The organism is Pantoea sp. 22096, assembly GCF_052045955.1.
In the GTDB taxonomy this organism is placed as follows: Bacteria; Pseudomonadota; Gammaproteobacteria; order Enterobacterales; family Enterobacteriaceae; genus Pantoea; species Pantoea alfalfae.
Genome location: NZ_JBQEPW010000001.1, coordinates 1,628,415 through 1,649,062, shown reverse-complemented (window position 1 = coordinate 1,649,062; position 20,648 = coordinate 1,628,415). Strand labels below are relative to the sequence as shown.

At 54.8% G+C, this 20,648-nt stretch carries 16 protein-coding genes; 10 read left to right on the top strand and 6 right to left on the bottom strand.

Features of this window, described 5'->3' with window-relative positions:
- Positions 1-21 precede the first annotated feature (21 nt).
- Complete coding sequence (gene pepN, locus ACTJKZ_RS07755) at positions 22-2,637, top strand: aminopeptidase N (RefSeq protein WP_161735683.1); 2,616 nt, start codon at positions 22-24, stop codon at positions 2,635-2,637.
- A 35-nt stretch (positions 2,638-2,672) separates the two neighbouring features.
- On the opposite strand, the gene ssuB is transcribed toward pepN, so the two are convergent.
- From ssuB to ssuE, 5 genes are read right to left on the bottom strand one after another with little or no spacing between them, the layout of a single operon-like run.
- Positions 2,673-3,461 carry an aliphatic sulfonates ABC transporter ATP-binding protein gene (gene ssuB, locus ACTJKZ_RS07750; RefSeq protein ID WP_440829428.1) on the bottom strand — a complete coding sequence of 263 codons (789 nt, stop codon included), beginning with the start codon at positions 3,459-3,461 and terminating at the stop codon, positions 2,673-2,675.
- Entirely contained in the window at positions 3,458-4,249 is a 792-nt protein-coding gene (ssuC, locus tag ACTJKZ_RS07745; protein WP_440829519.1) for an aliphatic sulfonate ABC transporter permease SsuC, read from the bottom strand. The genes ssuB and ssuC overlap by 4 nt, the downstream gene beginning before the upstream one ends.
- A 10-nt stretch (positions 4,250-4,259) precedes the next feature.
- Positions 4,260-5,408 (bottom strand): FMNH2-dependent alkanesulfonate monooxygenase, encoded by a 1,149-nt coding sequence (ssuD, locus tag ACTJKZ_RS07740; protein WP_222924258.1) that lies wholly within the window; start codon positions 5,406-5,408, stop codon positions 4,260-4,262.
- A gap of 9 nt (positions 5,409-5,417) precedes the next feature.
- Entirely contained in the window at positions 5,418-6,371 is a 954-nt protein-coding gene (locus ACTJKZ_RS07735; protein WP_161735677.1) for a sulfonate ABC transporter substrate-binding protein, read from the bottom strand.
- An 11-nt stretch (positions 6,372-6,382) separates the two neighbouring features.
- Positions 6,383-6,934 (bottom strand): NADPH-dependent FMN reductase, encoded by a 552-nt coding sequence (ssuE, locus tag ACTJKZ_RS07730; protein WP_013357340.1) that lies wholly within the window; start codon positions 6,932-6,934, stop codon positions 6,383-6,385.
- A gap of 748 nt (positions 6,935-7,682) precedes the next feature.
- Between ssuE and ACTJKZ_RS07725 the strand changes: the two genes are divergently transcribed.
- From ACTJKZ_RS07725 to ACTJKZ_RS07710, 4 genes are all read left to right on the top strand, one after another.
- Positions 7,683-8,663: a glycosyltransferase family 2 protein gene (locus ACTJKZ_RS07725; protein ID WP_222924257.1), complete on the top strand. Its 981-nt coding sequence runs from the start codon at positions 7,683-7,685 to the stop codon at positions 8,661-8,663.
- A gap of 101 nt (positions 8,664-8,764) precedes the next feature.
- On the top strand, positions 8,765-10,066 hold the full coding sequence (locus ACTJKZ_RS07720) for a flippase (RefSeq protein ID WP_013357342.1): 1,302 nt from the start codon (positions 8,765-8,767) through the stop codon (positions 10,064-10,066).
- A 134-nt stretch (positions 10,067-10,200) separates the two neighbouring features.
- Positions 10,201-11,211 (top strand): quinone-dependent dihydroorotate dehydrogenase, encoded by a 1,011-nt coding sequence (pyrD, locus tag ACTJKZ_RS07715; RefSeq protein ID WP_161735674.1) that lies wholly within the window; start codon positions 10,201-10,203, stop codon positions 11,209-11,211.
- A 153-nt stretch (positions 11,212-11,364) separates the two neighbouring features.
- Entirely contained in the window at positions 11,365-11,904 is a 540-nt protein-coding gene (locus ACTJKZ_RS07710; protein ID WP_150009867.1) for a cell division protein ZapC, read from the top strand.
- Here the strand turns inward: ACTJKZ_RS07710 and ACTJKZ_RS07705 are convergent, their stop codons facing one another.
- On the bottom strand, positions 11,905-13,014 hold the full coding sequence (locus ACTJKZ_RS07705; protein WP_440829427.1) for a YcbX family protein: 1,110 nt from the start codon (positions 13,012-13,014) through the stop codon (positions 11,905-11,907).
- Between the two features lie 110 nt (positions 13,015-13,124).
- On the opposite strand from ACTJKZ_RS07705, the gene rlmKL reads away from it, so the two are divergent.
- The 5 genes from rlmKL to pqiC are packed head-to-tail and all read left to right on the top strand — an operon-like array spanning position 13,125 to position 20,641.
- The gene (rlmKL, locus tag ACTJKZ_RS07700) at positions 13,125-15,239 is read left to right on the top strand and encodes a bifunctional 23S rRNA (guanine(2069)-N(7))-methyltransferase RlmK/23S rRNA (guanine(2445)-N(2))-methyltransferase RlmL (protein WP_440829426.1); all 2,115 of its coding nucleotides are present in this window, start codon (positions 13,125-13,127) and stop codon (positions 15,237-15,239) included.
- A 6-nt stretch (positions 15,240-15,245) separates the two neighbouring features.
- Complete coding sequence (locus ACTJKZ_RS07695) at positions 15,246-17,162, top strand: ABC transporter ATP-binding protein (RefSeq protein WP_161735668.1); 1,917 nt, start codon at positions 15,246-15,248, stop codon at positions 17,160-17,162.
- A gap of 14 nt (positions 17,163-17,176) precedes the next feature.
- Positions 17,177-18,445, top strand: coding sequence for a membrane integrity-associated transporter subunit PqiA (gene pqiA / locus ACTJKZ_RS07690; RefSeq protein WP_440829425.1), 1,269 nt, complete (start codon positions 17,177-17,179; stop codon positions 18,443-18,445).
- The gene (gene pqiB, locus ACTJKZ_RS07685; protein WP_161735664.1) at positions 18,432-20,075 is read left to right on the top strand and encodes an intermembrane transport protein PqiB; all 1,644 of its coding nucleotides are present in this window, start codon (positions 18,432-18,434) and stop codon (positions 20,073-20,075) included. Before pqiA ends, pqiB begins: the two co-directional genes overlap by 14 nt.
- Positions 20,072-20,641 carry a membrane integrity-associated transporter subunit PqiC gene (gene pqiC, locus ACTJKZ_RS07680; protein ID WP_222924253.1) on the top strand — a complete coding sequence of 190 codons (570 nt, stop codon included), beginning with the start codon at positions 20,072-20,074 and terminating at the stop codon, positions 20,639-20,641. The genes pqiB and pqiC overlap by 4 nt, the downstream gene beginning before the upstream one ends.
- Positions 20,642-20,648: the final 7 nt, after the last annotated feature.

Below are 20,648 nucleotides of genomic sequence, written 5' to 3'. Positions count from 1 at the left end.
TATAACAACGCGAGACGCAATATGACGCAACAGCCCCAAATCAAGTATCGCCACGACTACCGTGCACCCGATTACACCATCACCGATATCGATTTAACTTTTGAACTGGATGCGTCGACGACCCGTGTAACGGCCATCAGCCAGGTTAAACGCGTGGGCGACAGCCAGGCTGAGCTGCGACTGGACGGCGAAGCGTTAACGCTGATTGCGCTGGAGGTCGACGGGCAAGCCTGGACGGCCTTCCGTGAAGAAGAGGGCGCACTGGTCATCAGCCAGCTGCCGGACAGCTTCACCCTGAAAATCATCAATGATATTCATCCGGATCAGAACACCGCGCTGGAAGGGCTGTACAAATCGGGCGAGGCGCTCTGCACCCAATGTGAGGCTGAAGGCTTCCGTCATATTACCTGGTATCTCGATCGCCCTGATGTGCTGGCACGTTTTACCACCACCATTTATGCCAATGGTGAGCGTTATCCATTCCTGCTCTCCAACGGTAACCGGATTGACAGCGGCCGGGATGAGCAGGGTCGCAGCTGGGTGAAGTGGCAGGATCCGTTCCCGAAACCGTGCTACCTGTTTGCGCTGGTGGCGGGCGATTTCGACGTGCTGCGCGACAGCTTCACCACCCGTTCAGGCCGTGATGTGGCGCTGGAGATCTTCGTCGATCGCGGTAACCTCGATCGTGCCGACTGGGCGATGACCTCGCTGAAAAATAGTATGAAGTGGGATGAAGAGCGTTTCGGCCTGGAGTATGACCTCGACATCTTTATGATTGTCGCAGTGGACTTCTTCAACATGGGCGCCATGGAGAACAAAGGCCTTAACGTCTTCAACGCCAAATATGTGCTGGCGAAAGCGGAAACGGCGACGGACAAAGATTACCTCGGCATTGAGGCGGTTATCGGTCACGAATATTTCCACAACTGGACCGGTAACCGCGTGACCTGCCGCGACTGGTTCCAGCTCAGCCTGAAAGAGGGGCTGACCGTCTTCCGCGATCAGGAGTTCAGCTCCGATCTGGGTTCACGTGCGGTGAACCGCATCGATAACGTGCGTATCGTACGCGGCGCGCAGTTCGCCGAAGATGCCAGCCCGATGGCACACCCGATCCGTCCGGATCAGGTCATTGAGATGAACAACTTCTATACCCTGACGGTGTATGAAAAAGGGTCAGAGGTCATCCGTATGATGCACACCCTGCTGGGTGAAGAGAATTTCCAGAAGGGCATGAAGCTCTATTTTGATCGCCATGACGGCAGCGCCGCCACCTGTGATGACTTTGTTCAGGCGATGGAAGATGCCTCAAATATCGATCTGTCGCAGTTCCGCCGCTGGTACAGCCAGTCCGGTACGCCGGTATTGACGGTGCGCGATGATTACAACCCGGAGCTGGAGCAGTATACGCTGCACGTCACGCAGCACACCCCTGCAACTGCCGATCAGAAAGAGAAGCTGCCGCTGCATATCCCGCTGGATATCGAGCTATATGACGGTGAAGGCAAGGTGATCCCGCTGCAGAATAACGGCCATCCGGTGCATCATGTGCTCAATGTCACCGAAGAGTTCCAGACCTTTATTTTCGATAATGTCTACTTCCAGCCGGTGCCGTCGCTACTGCGTGAATTCTCCGCCCCGGTGAAGCTCGATTACAAATGGAGTGATGCTCAGCTCACCTTCCTGATGCGTCATGCACGCAATGACTTCTCCCGCTGGGATGCGGCTCAGAGCCTGCTGGCGACCTATATCCGTCTGAATGTCGCCCGCTATCAGCAGGGCCAGCATCTGTCGCTGCCGCTGCATGTTGCCGATGCTTTCCGCGCGGTGCTGCTCGATACCGACTGTGACCCGGCCCTGACCGCGCTGATCCTGACGCTGCCGTCAGAAAATGAGATTGCCGAGCTGTTTGACACTATCGATCCGCAGGCGATTGCGCTGGTGCGTGATGCCCTGCAACGCACACTGGCACGCGAACTGGCCGATGAGTTCTTTGCGATCTACAACGCCAATCAGCAGCCTGAATATCGCGTGGAGCATGACGCGATTGGTCAGCGCAGCCTGAAAAATATCTGCCTGACCTATCTTGCCTTCAGCGATGCGCAGCTGGCGGATAAACTGGTGCAGACGCAGTATCACCAGGCGACCAACATGACCGATGCGCTGGCGGCGCTTTCCGCTGCTGTTGCGGCACAGTTACCGTGCCGTGATGCGCTGCTGGCAGCTTACGATGAGCGCTGGCATCAGGACGGTCTGGTGATGGATAAATGGTTTGTGCTGCAGGCGACCAGCCCGGCTGCCAACGTGATGCGCAACGTGCGTCAGCTGCTGAATCATCGCTCTTTCACCATGAGTAATCCAAACCGCGTTCGCTCGCTGGTGGGGGCTTTTGCCTCGGCTAACCCGGCCGCATTCCATGCTAAAGATGGCAGCGGTTATAAGTTCCTGGTGGAGATGCTCACCGATCTGAACACCCGCAATCCGCAGGTTGCGGCACGAATGGTGGAGCCGCTGATTCGTCTGAAACGTTATGACGAAGGCCGTCAGGCGATGATGCGTCAGGCGCTGGAGCAACTGCTGGAACTGGATAAACTCTCTGGCGATCTCTACGAAAAAATTACCCGGGCACTGAACGCCTGATAATAAAAAAGGGAGCGTCTGAGACGCTCCCTTTTTCAGCGCTGCTGCGCGTAACGTACCGGCTGCGGTCGTTCCGTACGCTGCATCACCCGATCCAGTACCTCTGCTTCCAGCTCGGCCAGCCGCGCAGACCCACGACGCCGTGGTCGCGGCAAATCTACCAGCAGATCCAGACCGATTTCTCCCTCTTCGATCAACAACACACGATCCGCCATCGCGACCGCTTCACTGACATCATGCGTGACCAGCAGCACGGTAAAATGATGTTGCTGCCACAGTGACTCAATCAATCCCTGCATTTCAATGCGTGTCAGGGCATCCAGCGCCCCCAGTGGTTCATCCAGCAGCAGTAAGCCGGGCCGATGAATCAGCGCTCGGGCCAGCGCCACGCGTTGTTTCTGTCCACCAGAGAGTGCAGCCGGCCACTCATTGGCGCGATCGGCCAGTCCCACCGCCGTCAGGGCATCCATCGCTGCGCTGCGCCATTCGCGGCCGCGCAGGCCCAGCCCGACGTTATCAATGACTTTTTTCCACGGCAGCAGTCGCGCATCCTGAAACATCAGGCGGGTATCGTCGCGTGCTGACTGCAGCGGCGTATTCCCTGCCAGCAGTTCACCGCTGGAGCTGTGTTCAAGTCCGGCCAGCAGGCGCAACAGGGTGCTTTTGCCGCAGCCGCTGCGACCCACTACCGCCACAAACTGACCCGAAGGAATATGCAGGTCGATCTTATTGAGAATGGTACGACTGCCATACTGTTTGCTGACGCCGTTAACGCCAACCGGCGTGCCAGTGTCAAGGCGGGCTGGTGAGAGAGTCTGGCTCATGCGTTCTCCTCCTTCAGTTGGTAAGCGGGGTGCCAGCGCAGCCAGACGCGTTCCAGTAACAACGCGGCGACATCCGCCAGTTTGCCGAGCAGGGCATAGAGAATGATGGCGACCACCACCACATCGGTCTGCAGGAATTCACGTGCGTTCATTGCCAGATAGCCGATGCCCGCGTTGGCGGAGATGGTTTCAGCGACAATCAGCGTCAGCCACATCAGACCCAGCGCAAAACGCACGCCGACCATAATATTCGGCAGTGCGCCGGGCAGGATCACCTGGATAAACAGGCTCCAGCCGGAGAGGCCATAGCTGCGTGCCATCTCAACCAGTCCGCGATCGATATTGCGGATGCCGTGATAGGTATTCAGGTAGATCGGGAACAGCGTGCCCAGCGCCACCAGAAAGATTTTGGCGGACTCGTCGATACCGAACCAGAGGATCACCAACGGGATCAGCGCCAGATGTGGCACATTGCGCAGCATCTGCACCGACGTATCCAGCAGCCGTTCACCGGTTTTTGAGGTGCCGGTGATCAGCCCAAGTATCAGGCCGATCGAACCGCCAATGCCGAAACCGATCAGTGCCCGCCAGCTGCTTAATGCCAGATGCTGCCAGAGTTCACCGCTGACAGTCAGCTGCCAGAAGGTGGTCACAATTTTCTCCGGCGCGGGCAGAATACGGTTCGATAACCAGCCGGTTTGCGAAGCAATTTGCCACACCACGACAAGCAGTGTCGGCAATAGCCACGGCACCAGCGTATCAGCAAGGCGTTTTCGGGTTCTGGCCATCATGCTCTCCTCAGCCCCGGGCGGCTTTTTTCTCAGGGGTAAAATCGTTGGCTACCGCTTCACCGTGCGCCTGAACGACGCGCGGCTGAGGCACGAGTGGAACCTGCAGATCAAGATGCGGGAACAGCAGTTCGCCGACGCGATAAGCCTCTTCCAGATGCGGATAACCTGACAGGATAAAGGTCTCAATGCCCAGTGCTTCATACTCTTTGATGCGTGCGGCAACGGTTGGGCCATCACCGACCAGCGCTGTACCGGCTCCACTGCGTACCAGACCCACACCTGCCCACAGATTCGGGCTGATTTCGAGTTTGTCGCGGCGACCACCGTGCAGCGCGGCCATCCGGCGCTGCCCTACAGAATCGGCCCGCTGGAACGCTGCCTGTGCCTTCGCAATAGTGGCGTCATCGACATTGGCAATCAGCCGGTCGGCGGCCTGCCAGGCCTCTTCGTTGGTTTCGCGCACAATCACATGCAAACGGATACCAAACCGCACCGTACGTCCCTGCGCGGCCGCTTTCGCGCGCACCTGATCAATCTTCTCTTTAACCTGAGCAGGCGGTTCGCCCCAGGTAAGGTAAACATCGACCTGTTCGGCCGCCAGTTCCTGAGCCGGTTCAGAAGAGCCGCCAAACCACAGCGGTGGGCGAGGCTGCTGCACCGGTTTAAACATCAGACGCGCGCCGCGAACCTTCACGTGCTTGCCTTCGTAATCGACGGTTTCGCCTTCCAGCACCCGGCGCCAGACGCGGGTGAACTCGGCAGATTCTGCGTAACGCTCACGGTGATCCAGGAACACGCCGTCGCCCGCCAGTTCTTCCGGATCGCCGCCGGTCACCAGATTGAACAGCGCACGGCCATTGGAGAGACGATCCAGCGTGGCAGCCTGACGCGCCGCCTGAGTCGGTGAAATGACGCCGGGTCGTAGCGCGACCAGGAAACGCAGGCGCTGCGTCACCGGGATCAGCGAGGCGGCAACCAGCCAGGCATCTTCGCAGGAGCGGCCGGTCGGGATTAATACACCACCAAAGCCGAGACGGTCAGCGGCCTGCGCCACCTGCTGTAAATAGGCGTGATCAACCGGTCGCGCGCCTTCGGCGGTACCAAGGTAGTGGCCGTCGCCATGCGTCGGCAGGAACCAGAATATGGATACGCTCATTATTGCTCCTTACTGCGTTACGGTATGCGGTTGCCAGATGCGATCCTGAATCGTCACTTTGACTGGCAACAGATGATTGGCATAAAACAGATCAGCGGTACGCTGCTGTGCGGCTGCGGTTTCAGCACTGACCGGCGAAATCCGGGTGGGTGGACGATGGCTGAGATAGCTGGCAATAACGGGTTCAGACAGGCCCATCGCCTGGGCAAGAAGCGTGGTGCTCTGCTTAGGCTGGCTGATCGTCAGCGCGTCGGCACTGCTAAAGGTGTCCAGCACCTGCTGGATAAACGCGCCGTGGGCTTCGGCATAGCTGCGCGTCGCCAGATAGAAGGACCCGGTCAGATTCAGTGAGCTGCCATCAATCAGCAGGCGCGAATTACCCTGCAACAGTACTGAAGAGTAGTAGGGATCCCAGATTGCCCAGGCATCCACATCACCCTGCTGGAAGGCAGCGCGCGCATCGGCTGGCGTCAGATAAACCGGCGTGATGTCTTTAAACGTGAGGCCCGCCTGCTGTAATGCGCGCAGCAGTAAATTGTGTGAACTGGAGCCTTTCTGGAAAGCGACTTTTTTGCCTTTCAGATCGGAGACCTGTTTCAGAGCGCTGTTTTTCGGCACCAGAATCACTTCTGATTTCGGTTTTGGCGGCTCCGAGCCGACATAGAGCAGATCTGCGCCTGCGGCCTGGGCAAACAGTGGCGGAAGGTCACCGGTACTGCCGAGATCGATACTGTTAATGTTCAGCGCTTCCAGCATTTGCGGGCCAGCCGGGAACTCGATCCACTTAATCTGAGTATGGGGGAACCGTTTCTCCAGCAACTGATGTGACTTCGCCAGTACCATGCTGACCGAACCTTTCTGATAGCCGATGCGAATCTCAGCCGGATCCGATTCTGCGGCCTGTACCTGAAGGCCAGCCAGTAAGAGTCCCGCCACCAGCCACTTTCCTAATCTCTGCTTCATTGATCGCTTCCTTATACTGCCTGCGCAACGGGATGGTGATGACGGGTCAGCGCCAGCCAGAACGCGGAGACGGCTTCGTCAAGACGCTCTGCCAGTGAATCTTCCAGTACAGGCTGACGATCGTAATGCGTGACCTGGCTGTCTTCGGCGTAGACCCCATGCAGAATTTCCTGTGCTTTCAGCGCGTTGAGAACCGGTTTCAGCGCGTAGTCCAGCGCCAGCATATGGCCGACACTGCCGCCGCTGGCGAGTGGTAACACAACTTTATGCTCCAGTGCGCGCTCAGGCAGCAGATCGAGCAGGGTCTTCAGCGCGCCCGAAAACGACGCTTTATAGATAGGTGTTGCCACAATCAGCCCATCAGCCGAGGCCAGATCGTCACGCAGGGCCAGCAGCGCGGGTGCATCAAAGCGCGCATTAATCAGATCGTCAGGCTGAAAGTTGTGAATATTCCAGGGAATGACTTCAATGCCACGAGCTTCCAGTTTGTGCTGACACAACGTCAGTAATGAAGTTGAGCGGGAGGGAAATCGTGGGCTGCCTGCCAGCGTAATAACTCGCATTATCACTCCTTATAACTAAAAGTTATTGATTATTTAATGTTGAGAACTTATGCCTTCATACTGTCAGAGCAGGGGAGTGGGCTTAAATGATTTATCCGGCAAAGCAAGGATAAAAACTGCAAATAGACGTGCCTGTAGCAGCGAATAAAACTACCGCTTCCGATAATTCTTAAATTAGGCGCTGGCAGCTGAGCAATTCATTAATGGGTATGATATGAGATTGCCATAATGGGGTGATTGATCAGAAAAATTCTCTTTCGTCTGATTGCTTAATCAATCTTCCTGAGAATGACGCGGTGTTAAAGCGAAACGGTTGAAAAAATAGCCTCTGAAGCGGCACGGAATCAGCGTAACTGCGGCCGCATCCGCCAAAGATTAAGATTAATTGCAGAAAGTAAACTGTAATAAAAATGAAGGAATAGTGAAGATATTCATCTTTTCAGATGTTCGCTTACAGATTTCTGAATCTGGTTACGCCTGCTTTGTGGGGGGATTTTAAATCATTCCTCAACGGTTTTAACATTACAGCGGGCTATAGATGCACTTTTTTTAACAGTGAAAATCAGGTGAAACGTTTAGATAATTTTTACAAGTGGTCTTTTTTCGCATAACCGGTTTAAGATAATCAGGCTCAATCAAAGCCATCATAATAGTAGCGTATTACTCTTTTCGACGTTTCGCCTCTGGTCAGGCCCTGCATCTGGCAGGTGACTCGTATTGTCTTTTTTCTAACAGCAGAGAATTGCCTATGTCTGACACTTTATTATCAGTGATTATTCCAACCTACAATGTTGAAAAATATATTGTGGAGTGCGTCGATTCATTATTACGTCAGGTTAAAGCACCCAATGAAATAATCATTGTGAATGATGGCTCCACCGATGGAACATTAGCCTTACTTGAACAGAATTATGCACACCTTGCTCAGGTGAAAATAATGACGACTGAGAATGGTGGTGCCGGTCATGCACGTGATGTGGGTATTGAGCAGGCTAAGGGTCAGTTTCTCTTTTTCTGCGATCCAGACGACGTCGTGGCGGATGGGTTGGTCGCTGAACTGAGCATGGTGGCGGAAAAGCATCCTGAAACGGATCTGTTCTGTTTTAAATCGTGCGTCTATCGCGACGGCCATATTGATATCACCTCGCCAAAAGTCAGACACGAATACTTTGGGCAGCAAAAACCGCAGGACGTCTTATTGGGCCTGCTGCGTAACGGCAGCTATACGTCAGCGGCGTGGAGCTATGTCATCAGCAAACGTGTTATTGAACAGCATAAATTACGCTTTGTTAAACGCGTTCATGAAGACCACAATTTTACGCTCTCCTGCTTTATGAAAAGTCAGCAGGCCTGGGTGAGCCATCAGGTTTATTATAAACAGCGTATTCGTAACGGCTCACTGACGAACAGTACCAAAAGTAATGAGTTTTTCTATCAGCGTTATGATGCCTTTATGCACGCCTACAATACGTTAACCGGCTCTCTGGTTAAATCAGCGTGGCGCGATACGCTTGAAAAAGCCTATTTAATTCACTCGTTTCGTCTGATGATCTACTTATCACTTTATAATCGTACGCCTGTGCCGGAATATGTGCTTAACGCAATTCGCTTTATGGGTCGCAATGTGAAAACAGAAAACGTTAAAGAGTGGCTATTGTTCAATCGGCCTGAACTGTTTATTGCACTTCAGCATTACAAGGTCAAAAAAGAGCTGAAAAACGCCGCCTGATTCTGAAAAGCAGCCTGATTCTGAAAAATGTGAAGCGATATTGTTTATGCCTTTGCGAAATGAGAAGGTGAGACATGCAATGTGTATAAGGTTGTTGCGTCATGGCAAAAGTACTCGATAAAAGTCTGGTTATTAATATTTTCTCGCTGCTGGCCTACCGCGGCGCATCATTTTTGTTTCCGCTGGCCACGCTGCCCTATCTTGCCCGCGTTCTGGGTGTAGAGCAGATGGGGACGCTGGCGCTGGCCATCGCCTGCGTGCTCTATTGCAGTACCATCTCTGACTGGGGATTCAACGTCTTTACTACTAAAGACATTGCTCATCATCGTGATGATAAGGAACGCGTCAGTCAGCTTTTCTGGTCAACGTTTAACGCCAAGCTGATGCTGCTGGTGGTGACCAGTGGCACGTTACTGACGGCGACCTGGTTTAATCCCGCCTGGCATCCGCTGTTTTTTATCATTCTGGCGAACTGCACCACGCTGATAGGCTCGCTGTTTTCATTCGGCTGGCTGATGCAGGGGTTTGAGAAACTGGGTAAAACGGCGATGATCGCCACCTTCGGTAACTTCTGTGCCATTCCACTGACCTTTTTGCTGGTGAAATCCCCGCAGGATACCTGGCTGGCGGCGCTGATCCCTGGCACTGTCTCCATCATCAGTGCAGCGATTACGCTGAAGTTTGTGCTGGAGATGAAGGTCATTGGCCGTTACCGCTTTGAGCCGCGCGAAATCAAACAGCGCATCACCGACAGCATGGATGTGTTTATTGCTATCGCGGGTGCCAATCTGTTTAACAGCGTCAACGTGGTGATCCTGGCCTCCTTTACCTCTACTTATATGGTCGGGATCTACAACGGTGCGGATCGTCTGCGTAAAGCGGCTAACTCCGTACCCGAGCAGATCGGCAGTGCTTTCTTCCCGCGTGTCAGCCATCTGTTTGGTCGGGATAAACGTGCCGCCATTGCGGCAACGCGCAAAAGCCTGCTGCTGTCATTCTCACTGAGTCTGTCGATTGTGATCTTTACCTGGTTCTTTGCTGACCTGGTGGTCTCTATTTTACTGGGTAAAGACTTTATTCCGTCGGCGGATGTGCTGCGCGTCTTCGTGCTCTGCTTCCTGTTCGGCAACATTGCCTATCCGGCTGGATTACAGATTCTCATCCCGCACGGTCTGGCGCGTCAGCGTATGTGGGTCATGATGGCCGCTGGCGTGATAAACGTGCCGCTATGCTGTTTCCTGGCGTGGAAATTTGGTGCTATCGGTGCTGCGTGGTCGATGGTAGGGGCTGAAGCGTTTGTCTGTCTCGGTATCTTTGGCATCATGCAGCGTCACGGCATTCTGCGGGAGTATCTGTTTCCTTCCGAAGTGAAAAACCAGCCCGTAAACGATTCCGCCGTTTAAGATCAAAGCATTTTCATATAGTTTTCTGCATCCCCGCCCTTCGATTTACTTTTGCGCCAGAGCACTTTACCATTCTGGCGCACATTTTCCCGTGCACCGACTTTCACGATTGCTTCCGTCCTTCAGGAGAGTGCATGTTTTATCCTATCGTCCGACCGGCGCTGTTTAAACTCGACCCCGAACGCGCGCACGAACTCACCTTTAAGCAACTGCGTTTTATGAACGGCACGCCGCTGGAGCTGTTTTATCGCCAGAATCTGCCGTCGCGTCCGGTCACCTGCATGGGACTGACCTTTAAGAATGCCCTGGGCCTGGCTGCGGGTCTGGATAAGAACGCCGAGTGCATTGATGCGTTTGCGGCGATGGGCTTTGGTTTTGTTGAAGTCGGCACCGTCACGCCGCGCGCCCAGGCAGGTAATGATAAGCCGCGGATGTTTCGTCTGGTGGAAGCGGGCGGCATTATCAACCGGATGGGATTTAATAATCTGGGCGTTGACCACCTGGTTGAGAATGTGAAAAAAGCGCGTTTTAACGGCGTGCTTGGGATCAATATCGGTAAAAATAAAGATACGCCGGTTGAGCAGGGCAAAGAGGATTATCTGATCTGCATGGAAAAGGTCTATGCCCATGCCGGTTATATCGCCATCAATATTTCCTCGCCTAACACGCCAGGTTTGCGTTCACTGCAATATGGTGAGGCGCTGGATGATTTGCTCTCTTCCATTAAACAGAAACAAAAAGAGCTTGAAAAGCGCCATCTGAAATATGTTCCGCTGGCCGTAAAAATTGCGCCCGATCTCTCTGAAGAGGAGTTAATTCAGGTCGCGGACAGTTTGATTCGTCATCAGATTGATGGCGTCATTGCCAGCAATACCACGCTCGATCGTTCGCTGGTAAGCGGTCTTAAGCATGCTGAAGAAGCGGGTGGATTAAGTGGACGGCCAGTGCAGTCGCGCAGTACGGCAGTGATCCAGCGCCTCTCTCAGGAGCTGCAGGGGCGTCTTCCCATTATCGGCGTTGGCGGCATTGATTCTCTGACCGCTGCGCGTGAAAAAATCGCCGCTGGCGCAACGCTGGTTCAGATTTATTCAGGCTTTATTTATCAGGGGCCAGGATTAATTAAAGATATCGTTACGCATCTCTAAGACAATTCTCACAATGATTGGCCGGGGGGTTTATTTATCCCCTCGGCTCGTTTATATTTTGTCCTGTTGCACGCTTTTTCAGCTTTTCCTTATGTTTCTTTTTTCGCTGAATTCTGCGCGATTTTTGGCGCAGCGGTAAATACAGGGCACACGATGAAAATTAAACCCGATGATAACTGGCGCTGGTATTTTGATAGCAGCCACGACCGAATGATGCTCGACCTGGCTGACGGGATGCTTTTTCGTTCCCGCTTTTCCCGCAAAATGCTCACGCCGGATGCGTTCTCTGAGTCGGGTTTCTGTGTCGATGACGCCGCTCTGTATTACACCTTTGAAGAGACCTGTCGTCAGTGCAAACTCAGTGGCAGCCATTGCGCTGAACTGGTGCTGAATGCGCTGGTCGCCGCGCGTTTCCTCAAACCACTGATGCCAAAAAGCTGGCATTTCGCCGCTTATGCCCCTGCAATGCAGCCCCGTCCCGGTGAAATGGTGCAGGTTACGCTGGCAGAAGAGGGCACACAGGCACGTCTGCTGGTGGTTGAGAGTGGTGATAATGCGGCGCTCTGCCTGCTGGCGCAGCCTGGATTAACCCTGGCCGGTAAAAATATGGTGCTCGGCGATGCCATCAAGGTCATGAACGACCGGCTGCAACCCTGGTACCAGGATGTCGCGCACTACGCCCGCGCTGTCTGATTACTTCACTTCTATATCACCTGCCGGAATACAGCTGCAGCTTAAGAGGGTGCCGTCCTGACGCAGGGCACTCTGTTTAAGCGCTTTTACTTCACCGGCTACCAGACTCAGCTTGCAGCTACCACACAGACCTGCCCGACAGGAGTAAGGGATGCGAAAGCCCTGCATCTCCAGCTGATCCAGTAATACCTGCTGATTATCCCCGGTGAAGGTCTGACCCTGAAACGTGATGGTCACGGCATCCGGCGTCTGCTGCTGTGGTTTCAGCGTTTCGACCACTTCGCCGGCACCATAGATGCGGGGCGCATGACGTTTCAGGACGATCATTTCATCACCCGTACGCACCACACCACTGTTCCGCGCCACTAAGTTCAGACCGAAATCGATGTCGCCACTGCCATCCTGAGCGGTGCGGAAAGTCTGCAGTGTCGCCAGCGGATGACCGGTGGGATGCTTAAGTCCGGTCTCGGTGCTGACCGTAGTAAGTACACAGCGACTGCAGGGCTTGGGAGCCTCAAAGATGACGTCGCCAATCTGAATCTCTGCCCAGCTATCCTCATCCCAGGCGGCCGCACCGCTGACGATCAGATTCGGGCGAAACTGTTCGGCACGCACGCTGGCCGGGCAGCGCTGTTGCAGATCGTGCAGCGAAGCATTGTTGATCAGCAAAAACGGAAAGCCATCGGCAAAGCTCAGCGGAATATGATCAAACTTTTTGACCCGGCGAGTCGGTTGCGGCCCGACCCAGCGCAGTTGAACGTCACGCGGGAAGAACTGGCTCAGCCACTGATTAACTGCTTCGGGCGCAATGCGCGCAGTGAAGTGGTTGCCCCAGACTTCGGTGGGATGATCCTGCTCACTAAAATCGCTGAAGCGGATCAGGGTCTGGCTGCCATCCGGCGCAGCCAGCAGCAGGCCATCCGGCAGGAGTGCCGGTGTAAAGCGCACCATCTCCGGGTGCTGGCGTGCAGTAATAAAGGTGCCATCAGGTTCGGTCACCATAAACAGACGATCAAACGCCAGTCCGCTGTCAGTGACCAGCGCATGTGACAACGCTAATCCCCGCATTGACTTCACAGGATGAATAAATAAGCGGGAAAGCGTGATCATGGTGTTCTCCTTGAACCCGACGCGCGACACAAAAGAAGCTAACTTTATGACATAGGTCTCCGATTCGCTATAATGCGCGACAATTTTCTCAAGAGTTAAAAAGTGACAATATGAATTCTCTGTTTGCCAGCACGGCGCGTGGGCTCGAAGAGCTGTTAAAAAGTGAGCTGGACGCGCTGGGTGCGCAGGATTTGCAAGTGGTGCAGGGAGGCGTTCACTACGAAGCCGACGATCGCGCCATGTACCAAAGCCTGATGTGGAGTCGTTTAGCATCACGCATCCTGTTGCCGCTGGGAGAGTTCGGCGTCTACAGCGATCTCGATCTCTATCTGGGTGTACAGAGCGTGGACTGGCCGTCGATGTTCGGCAGCGACAAAACCTTTGTTGTGCATTTCAGCGGCACCAACGACGCGATTCGTAACAGCCAGTTCGGTGCGCTAAAAGTTAAAGATGCCATCGTAGACAGCTTTACCCGTCAGAATCTCGAGCGGCCTGATGTCGATCGTGAGCAGGCGGATATTCGTGTCAACGTCTGGCTGAATGACGACCGCGCCAGCATTGCGCTGGATCTCAGCGGCACCTCGCTGCATCAGCGCGGTTATCGCCAGCAGACCGGTCAGGCACCGTTAAAAGAGACGCTGGCGGCGGCTATCGTGCTGCGTTCAGGCTGGAAGCCGACCACGCCGCTGATCGATCCGATGTGCGGTTCGGGTACGCTGCTGATTGAAGCGGCGCTGATCGCCAGCGATCGGGCTCCGGGCCTGCTACGTAAGCACTGGGGCTTCACTGCCTGGAACAAATTTGATGCTGCGCTGTGGCAGGACGTGAAAACCGAGGCGCAGAACCGTGCCCGCGCGGGCACAGCCGCGACTCAGGCGCGCTTCTTTGGCTACGATAACAATGGCCGGGTGCTGGAGTGGGCGCAGGCGAATGCCCGTCGTGCTGGCGTCTTTGAACTCTTTACATTTGCGCAGCAGGACCTGCTGCAACTGACCAATCCGCTCGAACCGGCGGTTCACGGTACGGTGCTGAGTAACCCGCCGTACGGTGAACGTCTGGAGAGCGAACCGGCGCTGATTGCGCTGCACAGCCAGCTCGGACGTCTGATGAAGCAGCATTTTGGCGGCTGGAACCTGTCGCTGTTCAGCGCCTCGCCTGAACTGCTGAGCTGCCTGCAACTGCGAGCCGATCGCCAGTTCAAAGCGAAGAACGGTCCGCTGGATTGCGTGCAGAAAAACTATCAGCTGGCGGTTAACAGCCATGAAAGCGCCGGGCAGATTGCGGAAGATTACGCAAACCGTCTGCGTAAAAATGTGAAGAAGCTGGAGAAGTGGGCGCGTCAGGAAGGCATTGAATGCTACCGCATTTATGACGCCGATCTGCCAGACTACAACGTTGCTGTCGATCGCTATGGCGACTGGGTCATTATTCAGGAATACGCGCCACCGAAAACCATCGATCCGAATAAAGCGCGTCAGCGCCTGTTCGATGTCATCAGCGCGACACTGAGCGTACTGCAGCTACCTGCTGACCGTCTGATTATGAAAACGCGTGAGCGCCAGAAAGGTAAAGCGCAGTATCAGAAGCTCAGCGAGAAAGGCGACTATTTCGACGTTAAAGAGTTTAATGCGCGTTTCTGGGTGAACCTGACCGACTATCTCGATACCGGCCTGTTCCTCGATCACCGCATTGCCCGTAAAATGCTCGGCCAGATGAGTCAGGGTAAAGATTTCCTGAACCTGTTTGCCTACACCGGCACCGCCAGTGTGCATGCCGGCCTGGGTGGGGCGCGTTCAACTACCACGGTAGATATGTCGCGTACCTATCTGGAGTGGGCGGAGCGCAACCTGCGTCTTAACGGACTAACCGGACGTCAGCACCGCCTGATGCAGGCAGATTGCCTGAGCTGGCTGAATGAGAGTGACGAGAATTTTGACCTGATCTTTATCGATCCGCCAACCTTCTCTAACTCAAAACGTATGGAAGAGAGCTTCGACGTTCAGCGCGATCATATGATGCTGATGCGTAACCTGAAACGCCTGCTGCGTCGCGGTGGCACCATCATGTTCTCCAATAACAAACGTGGTTTCAAAATGGACATGGATGGTCTGAAAGCACTGGGCCTGCAGGCGCAGGATATTACCCAGAAAACGCAGTCGCAGGACTTCGCGCGTAACCGTCAGATTCACAACTGCTGGCTGATCACTCATGCCGGTAAGGAATAAGATTACATGTCATTAATCAGTATCCACGGCGCTTATCTCTCCTTCAGCGATGCGCCGCTGTTAGACAATACCGAGCTGCACATCGAAGAGAACGAACGCGTCTGTCTGGTGGGCCGTAACGGTGCGGGTAAATCCACGCTGATGAAAATCATCAATGGCGAACAGCCACTGGATGATGGCCGCATTATTTATGAAACCGATCTGGTGGTGGCGCGTCTGCAACAGGATCCGCCGCGCAATATTACCGGTTCGGTCTACGACTTCGTAGCTGAGGGCGTTGAAGAGCAGGCTGAGCATCTCAAAGCCTATCACGCCATTTCCCATGTGGTGATGGAAGATCCCAGCGATAAAAACCTCAATGAGATGGCGCGACTGCAGAGCATTCTCGACCATCAGAATTTGTGGCAGCTGGAGAGCCGCATCCATGACGTACTGGAACAGATTGGTCTGCAGCCCGATACCGAGTTGTCGTCGCTCTCTGGCGGCTGGCTGCGTAAAGCCGCGCTGGGTCGTGCGCTGGTGAGTAACCCGCGCGTCCTGATGCTGGATGAGCCAACCAACCACCTTGATATTGAAACCATCGACTGGCTGGAAACCTTCCTGAAGAACTTCAGCGGCAGCATCGTCTTTATCTCGCATGACCGTTCGTTTATCCGCAATATGGCGACGCGCATTGTCGATCTTGACCGTGGCAAGCTGGTCTCCTGGCCGGGCAACTACGATCTCTATCTGGAAGGCAAAGAGGAGGCGCTGCGCGTTGAAGAGATGCAGAACGCGGAATTTGACCGCAAGCTGGCGCAGGAAGAGGTGTGGATCCGTCAGGGCATCAAAGCCCGTCGTACACGTAACGAAGGCCGTGTACGTGCGCTGAAAGCGCTGCGTCGCGAACATTCAGAACGTCGCGAAGTGATGGGCAAAGCCAACATGCAGGTCGGTGAAGCCTCCCGTTCCGGCAAGATTGTATTTGAGCTGGAAAATGTCGACTACGCAGTGGGCGGCAAAACGCTGGTGAAGGATTTCTCTACCCAGGTTCAGCGTGGCGATAAAATTGCGCTGATCGGGCCGAACGGCTGCGGTAAAACGACCTTACTGCGTCTGATGCTGCAGCAGCTGAAAGCCGATCATGGCCGCGTCCATTCCGGCACCAAGCTGGAAGTGGCCTACTTCGACCAGCATCGCGCTGAACTGGATCCGGATCGCACCGTGATGGACAACCTGGCCGAAGGCAAGCAGGAAGTGCTGGTTAACGGCAAACCGCGCCACGTGCTGGGCTATCTGCAGGACTTCCTGTTCCATCCAAAACGTGCCATGACGCCGGTGCGTGCACTCTCAGGGGGTGAACGTAACCGTCTGCTGCTGGCGCGCCTGTTCCTGCGTCCCAGCAACCTGATGATTCTGGATGAACCGACCAACGACCTCGACGTCGAAACGCTGGAGCTGCTGGAAGAGCTGATTGATGGTTATCAGGGCACCGTCTTACTGGTGAGTCACGATCGTCAGTTCGTCGACAATACGGTCACCGAGTGCTGGATTTTTGAAGGCAACGGCGAAATCGGTACCTTTGTGGGCGGTTATCACGATGCACAGCAGCAGCGTGCCGCTTACCGGCAGCACAGGTCTGCTTCACCGGCAAAAGCGACAGCGAATACCGCTAAGCCAGCCGCCGAAAAGAGTGAAGCGAAGCGTAGCGTAAATAAGCTCAGCTACAATCTGGCGCGTGAGCTGGAACAGCTGCCGCAAAAACTGGAGCAGCTGGAAGCGCGCATCGGTGAACTGCAGGCGAAGATGAGTCACCCGGACTTCTTCAGTCAGGCACACGATCAGACGCAACCGGTGCTGGATAATCTCGCTCAGGCTGAGCAGGAGCTGGAAACCGCTTTTGCGCGCTGGGAAGAGCTAGAGTCACTGAAAAACGGCGCGTAGGGCAGGGCTAACGGATGTGTTTAGCAGTGAAAAGTAACGCGTGGATGCTCTGTCCACAATGCGATTTAATGATTAAGCTGCCGGACATTCCCGTTGGCAGCCGTGCGTCATGCCCGCGCTGCGATACCTCTCTGACGGCCAACTGGCACGAACCCCGTAAACGGCCAACGGGCTATGCGCTGGCGGCACTCTTTATGCTGCTGCTGGCGAATCTGTTTCCTTTTGTCTCCATGAAAGTGGCGGGGCTGACCAGCCAGATTACGCTGTCGCAGATCCCACAAGTGATGGTGGCGGAAGATTACAGCAGCCTGGCGACACTGTTTCTGCTGTTTGTGCAGGCGGTTCCGGCCTTTTGCATGATCACCATTATTCTGCTGGTCAATCCGGTCCCTCTGCCCGTCCGTCTCAAAACTGGTCTGGCGCGTATTCTGTTTCAGCTGCGTAACTGGGGCATGGCCGAAATCTTTATGGCGGGTGTACTGGTCAGCTTTGTCAAACTGATGGCCTATGGGGATATCGGACTGGAAACCAGCTTCTGGCCGTGGGTGATGTTCTGCCTGTTACAGTTGCGGGCCTTTCAGTGCGTTGACCGGCGGGGCTTGTGGGACAGTCTTTCCCCGCGACCTGCGATCCCTCATTCACCCGAAGTGGGCATCAGTGGTTTAGAGCAGGGCCTGCGCTCCTGTCCCTGCTGTACCGCCATTCTGCCGGAAGCTGAGCACACCTGTCCACGCTGTGGCGTTACCGCACAGGCGCGGCGTAAGCACAGCCTGCAATGGACGCTGGCGCTACTGTTCACCTCAATACTGATTTACATCCCGGCCAATCTGTTGCCGATCATGGTGACGGAAACCCTCGGTACGGCTTATCCCTCCAATATCATGGCAGGGGTCATTGTGCTGTGGGGCGATGGTTCCTATCCGGTGGCGCTGGTAATCTTTATCGCCAGTATCATGGTGCCGACGCTGAAGATGCTGGCCATCGGCTGGCTCTGCTGGGATGCCAGCGGACGCGGGCGGCGTGACAGTCATAAGATGCATAAAATTTATGAAGTGGTCGAGTTTGTTGGCCGCTGGTCAATGATCGACGTGTTTGTGATTGCCGTGCTCTCTGCGCTGGTGCGTATGGGACAATTAATGAATGTTTATCCCGCGTGGGGGGCAGTATTGTTTGCGATGGTGGTGATTATTACCATGATCGCTGCCATGACCTTTGACCCGCGATTAACCTGGGATCGTGTACGCGAAAACAATATGAAGGAGTCGCGCCTTGACGGAAACTAACCACGGCCATGCAAAGGTGGAACAGATTAAGCGCTGGTCGCCGGTCTGGATTGTCCCCATCGTTACGCTGTTAATCGGTGGCTGGATCCTCTTTTATCACTTCAGCCATCAGGGGCCGGAAGTCACCTTAATCACCGAAAATGCCGAAGGCATTGTTGCCGGTAAAACCACGATTAAAAGTCGCAGCGTCGATGTCGGCGTGGTGGAGAGCGCGGTATTAAGCGACGATCTTCACCATGTGGAAATCAAAGCGCGTCTGAATGCGGGCATGGAAAAGCTGCTCCACAGCGACAGTGTTTTCTGGGTAGTGAAACCGCAGGTGGGGCGTGAAGGGATCAGCGGGCTTGGCACGCTGCTGTCAGGTGCTTATATCGAACTGCAGCCCGGCACCAAAAAACAGCCACCCGAGCAATTTAAGCTGCTGGATGCGCCGCCGTTAGCGCCACCGGATGCCAAAGGTATTCGTATCGTGCTGGACAGCAAAAAGGCAGGCCAGCTTAATCCGGGTGATCCGGTGCTGTTCCGTGGCTACCGTGTCGGTACGGTTGAGACCAGCGTTTTTGATACTGACAAACGTATGATGACCTATCAGCTGTTTGTCGCTGCACCCTACGATCGCCTGATTACCACCAATGTCCGCTTCTGGAAGGACAGCGGCATTGCCGTGGATATGTCCGCCTCAGGAATGCGGGTGGAAATGGGATCGCTCACCACGCTCTTCAGCGGCGGTGTCAGTTTTGACGTGCCGGATGGCTGGGCGCTGGGCGAGCCCGCGCAGAACAAGTCTGACTACCATCTGTTTGATGATCAGCGCAGTATTCAGGACTCGCTCTACACCAATCATATCGACTACGTGATGTTCTTCTCTGACTCGATTCGTGGGCTGCAGGCGGGCGCGCCGGTTGAGTTCCGTGGCATTCGTCTGGGTACTGTCTCCGAAGCGCCACTGATGAAAGCGGGCCTGGTCCAGGCACTGAATAACGATTACCGGGTGCCGGTGCTGATCCGCATTGAGCCGGATCGTTTTGTCAGCCGATTGGGTGAGAACTTCGATCTGGAGCAGCATCTGCAGGATGGTAAAAAACGTGGCCTGCGTGCGACGCTGAAAACCGGTAGCCTGCTGTCGGGTGCGCTCTATGTCGATCTCGACTTCTATGACAATGCACCGCCTTATAAAGGCCCGCAGAAAGTTTCTGGTTATGAAGTCATCCCAACGGTCAGCGGCGGCCTGAGCCAGATTCAGCAGAAGCTGATGGCGGCGCTGGATAAGATCAATAGTCTGCCACTGAACGGTATGGTCAATGAAGCGACAGGTACGCTCAAAGAGAGCCAGAAAACGATGCGTGATCTGCAGCGCACCATCGACAACATCAATAAAGTCACCGGCAGTCCGGCCATGAAAACGCTGCCAGAAGATTTGCAGCAGACGTTACGCGAGCTTAACCGCAGCATGAAAGGCCTGCAGCCAGGTTCGCCTGCCTACAGCAAGCTGGTCGGCGATATGCAGCGGCTGGATCAGGTTCTGCGTGAACTCCAGCCGGTGTTAAGAACGCTTAACACCAAGAGCAATGCGCTGGTATTTGAGGCGAAACCGGGACAGGATCCCCAGCCGAAGAGGGCGAAACAGTGAAAAAAGGATTGATACTTTGTGCCGCGCTGGTGTTGAGTGCGTGCAGCAGCAGCGTTGACAATACCTGGTATCAGCTGCCATCCGGGGCGGCTTCCATGAAGGTCAGCAGCAGCCAGCTGAATGAAGCGCAACCGATGTTATGGGTGCAGCAGGTGACGGTGCCGGATTATCTGGCAGGCAACGGACTGGTTTATCAGACCAGCGATGTCAAATATGTTATCGCCGCGAATAATCTCTGGGCCAGCCCGCTTGATCAGCAGTTGCAGCAGACATTGATCACTAACCTGAGCAAGGCGCTGCCAGGCCGGCTGGTAGCCGGGTCACCGTTAGGCGCCCAGCACGACACGCTGAATGTAACCATTACAGGCTTCCAGGGACGCTACGATGGCAAAGCGATTGTCAGTGGCGAATGGACGCTGGAACATCAGGGCCGTGTGACCAAACAGGCATTTAACCTCGTGCTGCCGCAGACTGAAGATGGCTACGATGCGATGGTCAGAACGCTGGCGGCGGGTTGGCAGCAGACCGCACAGACGATTGCTAATAATGTGGTTGCGTTAAATTAAGATTAAT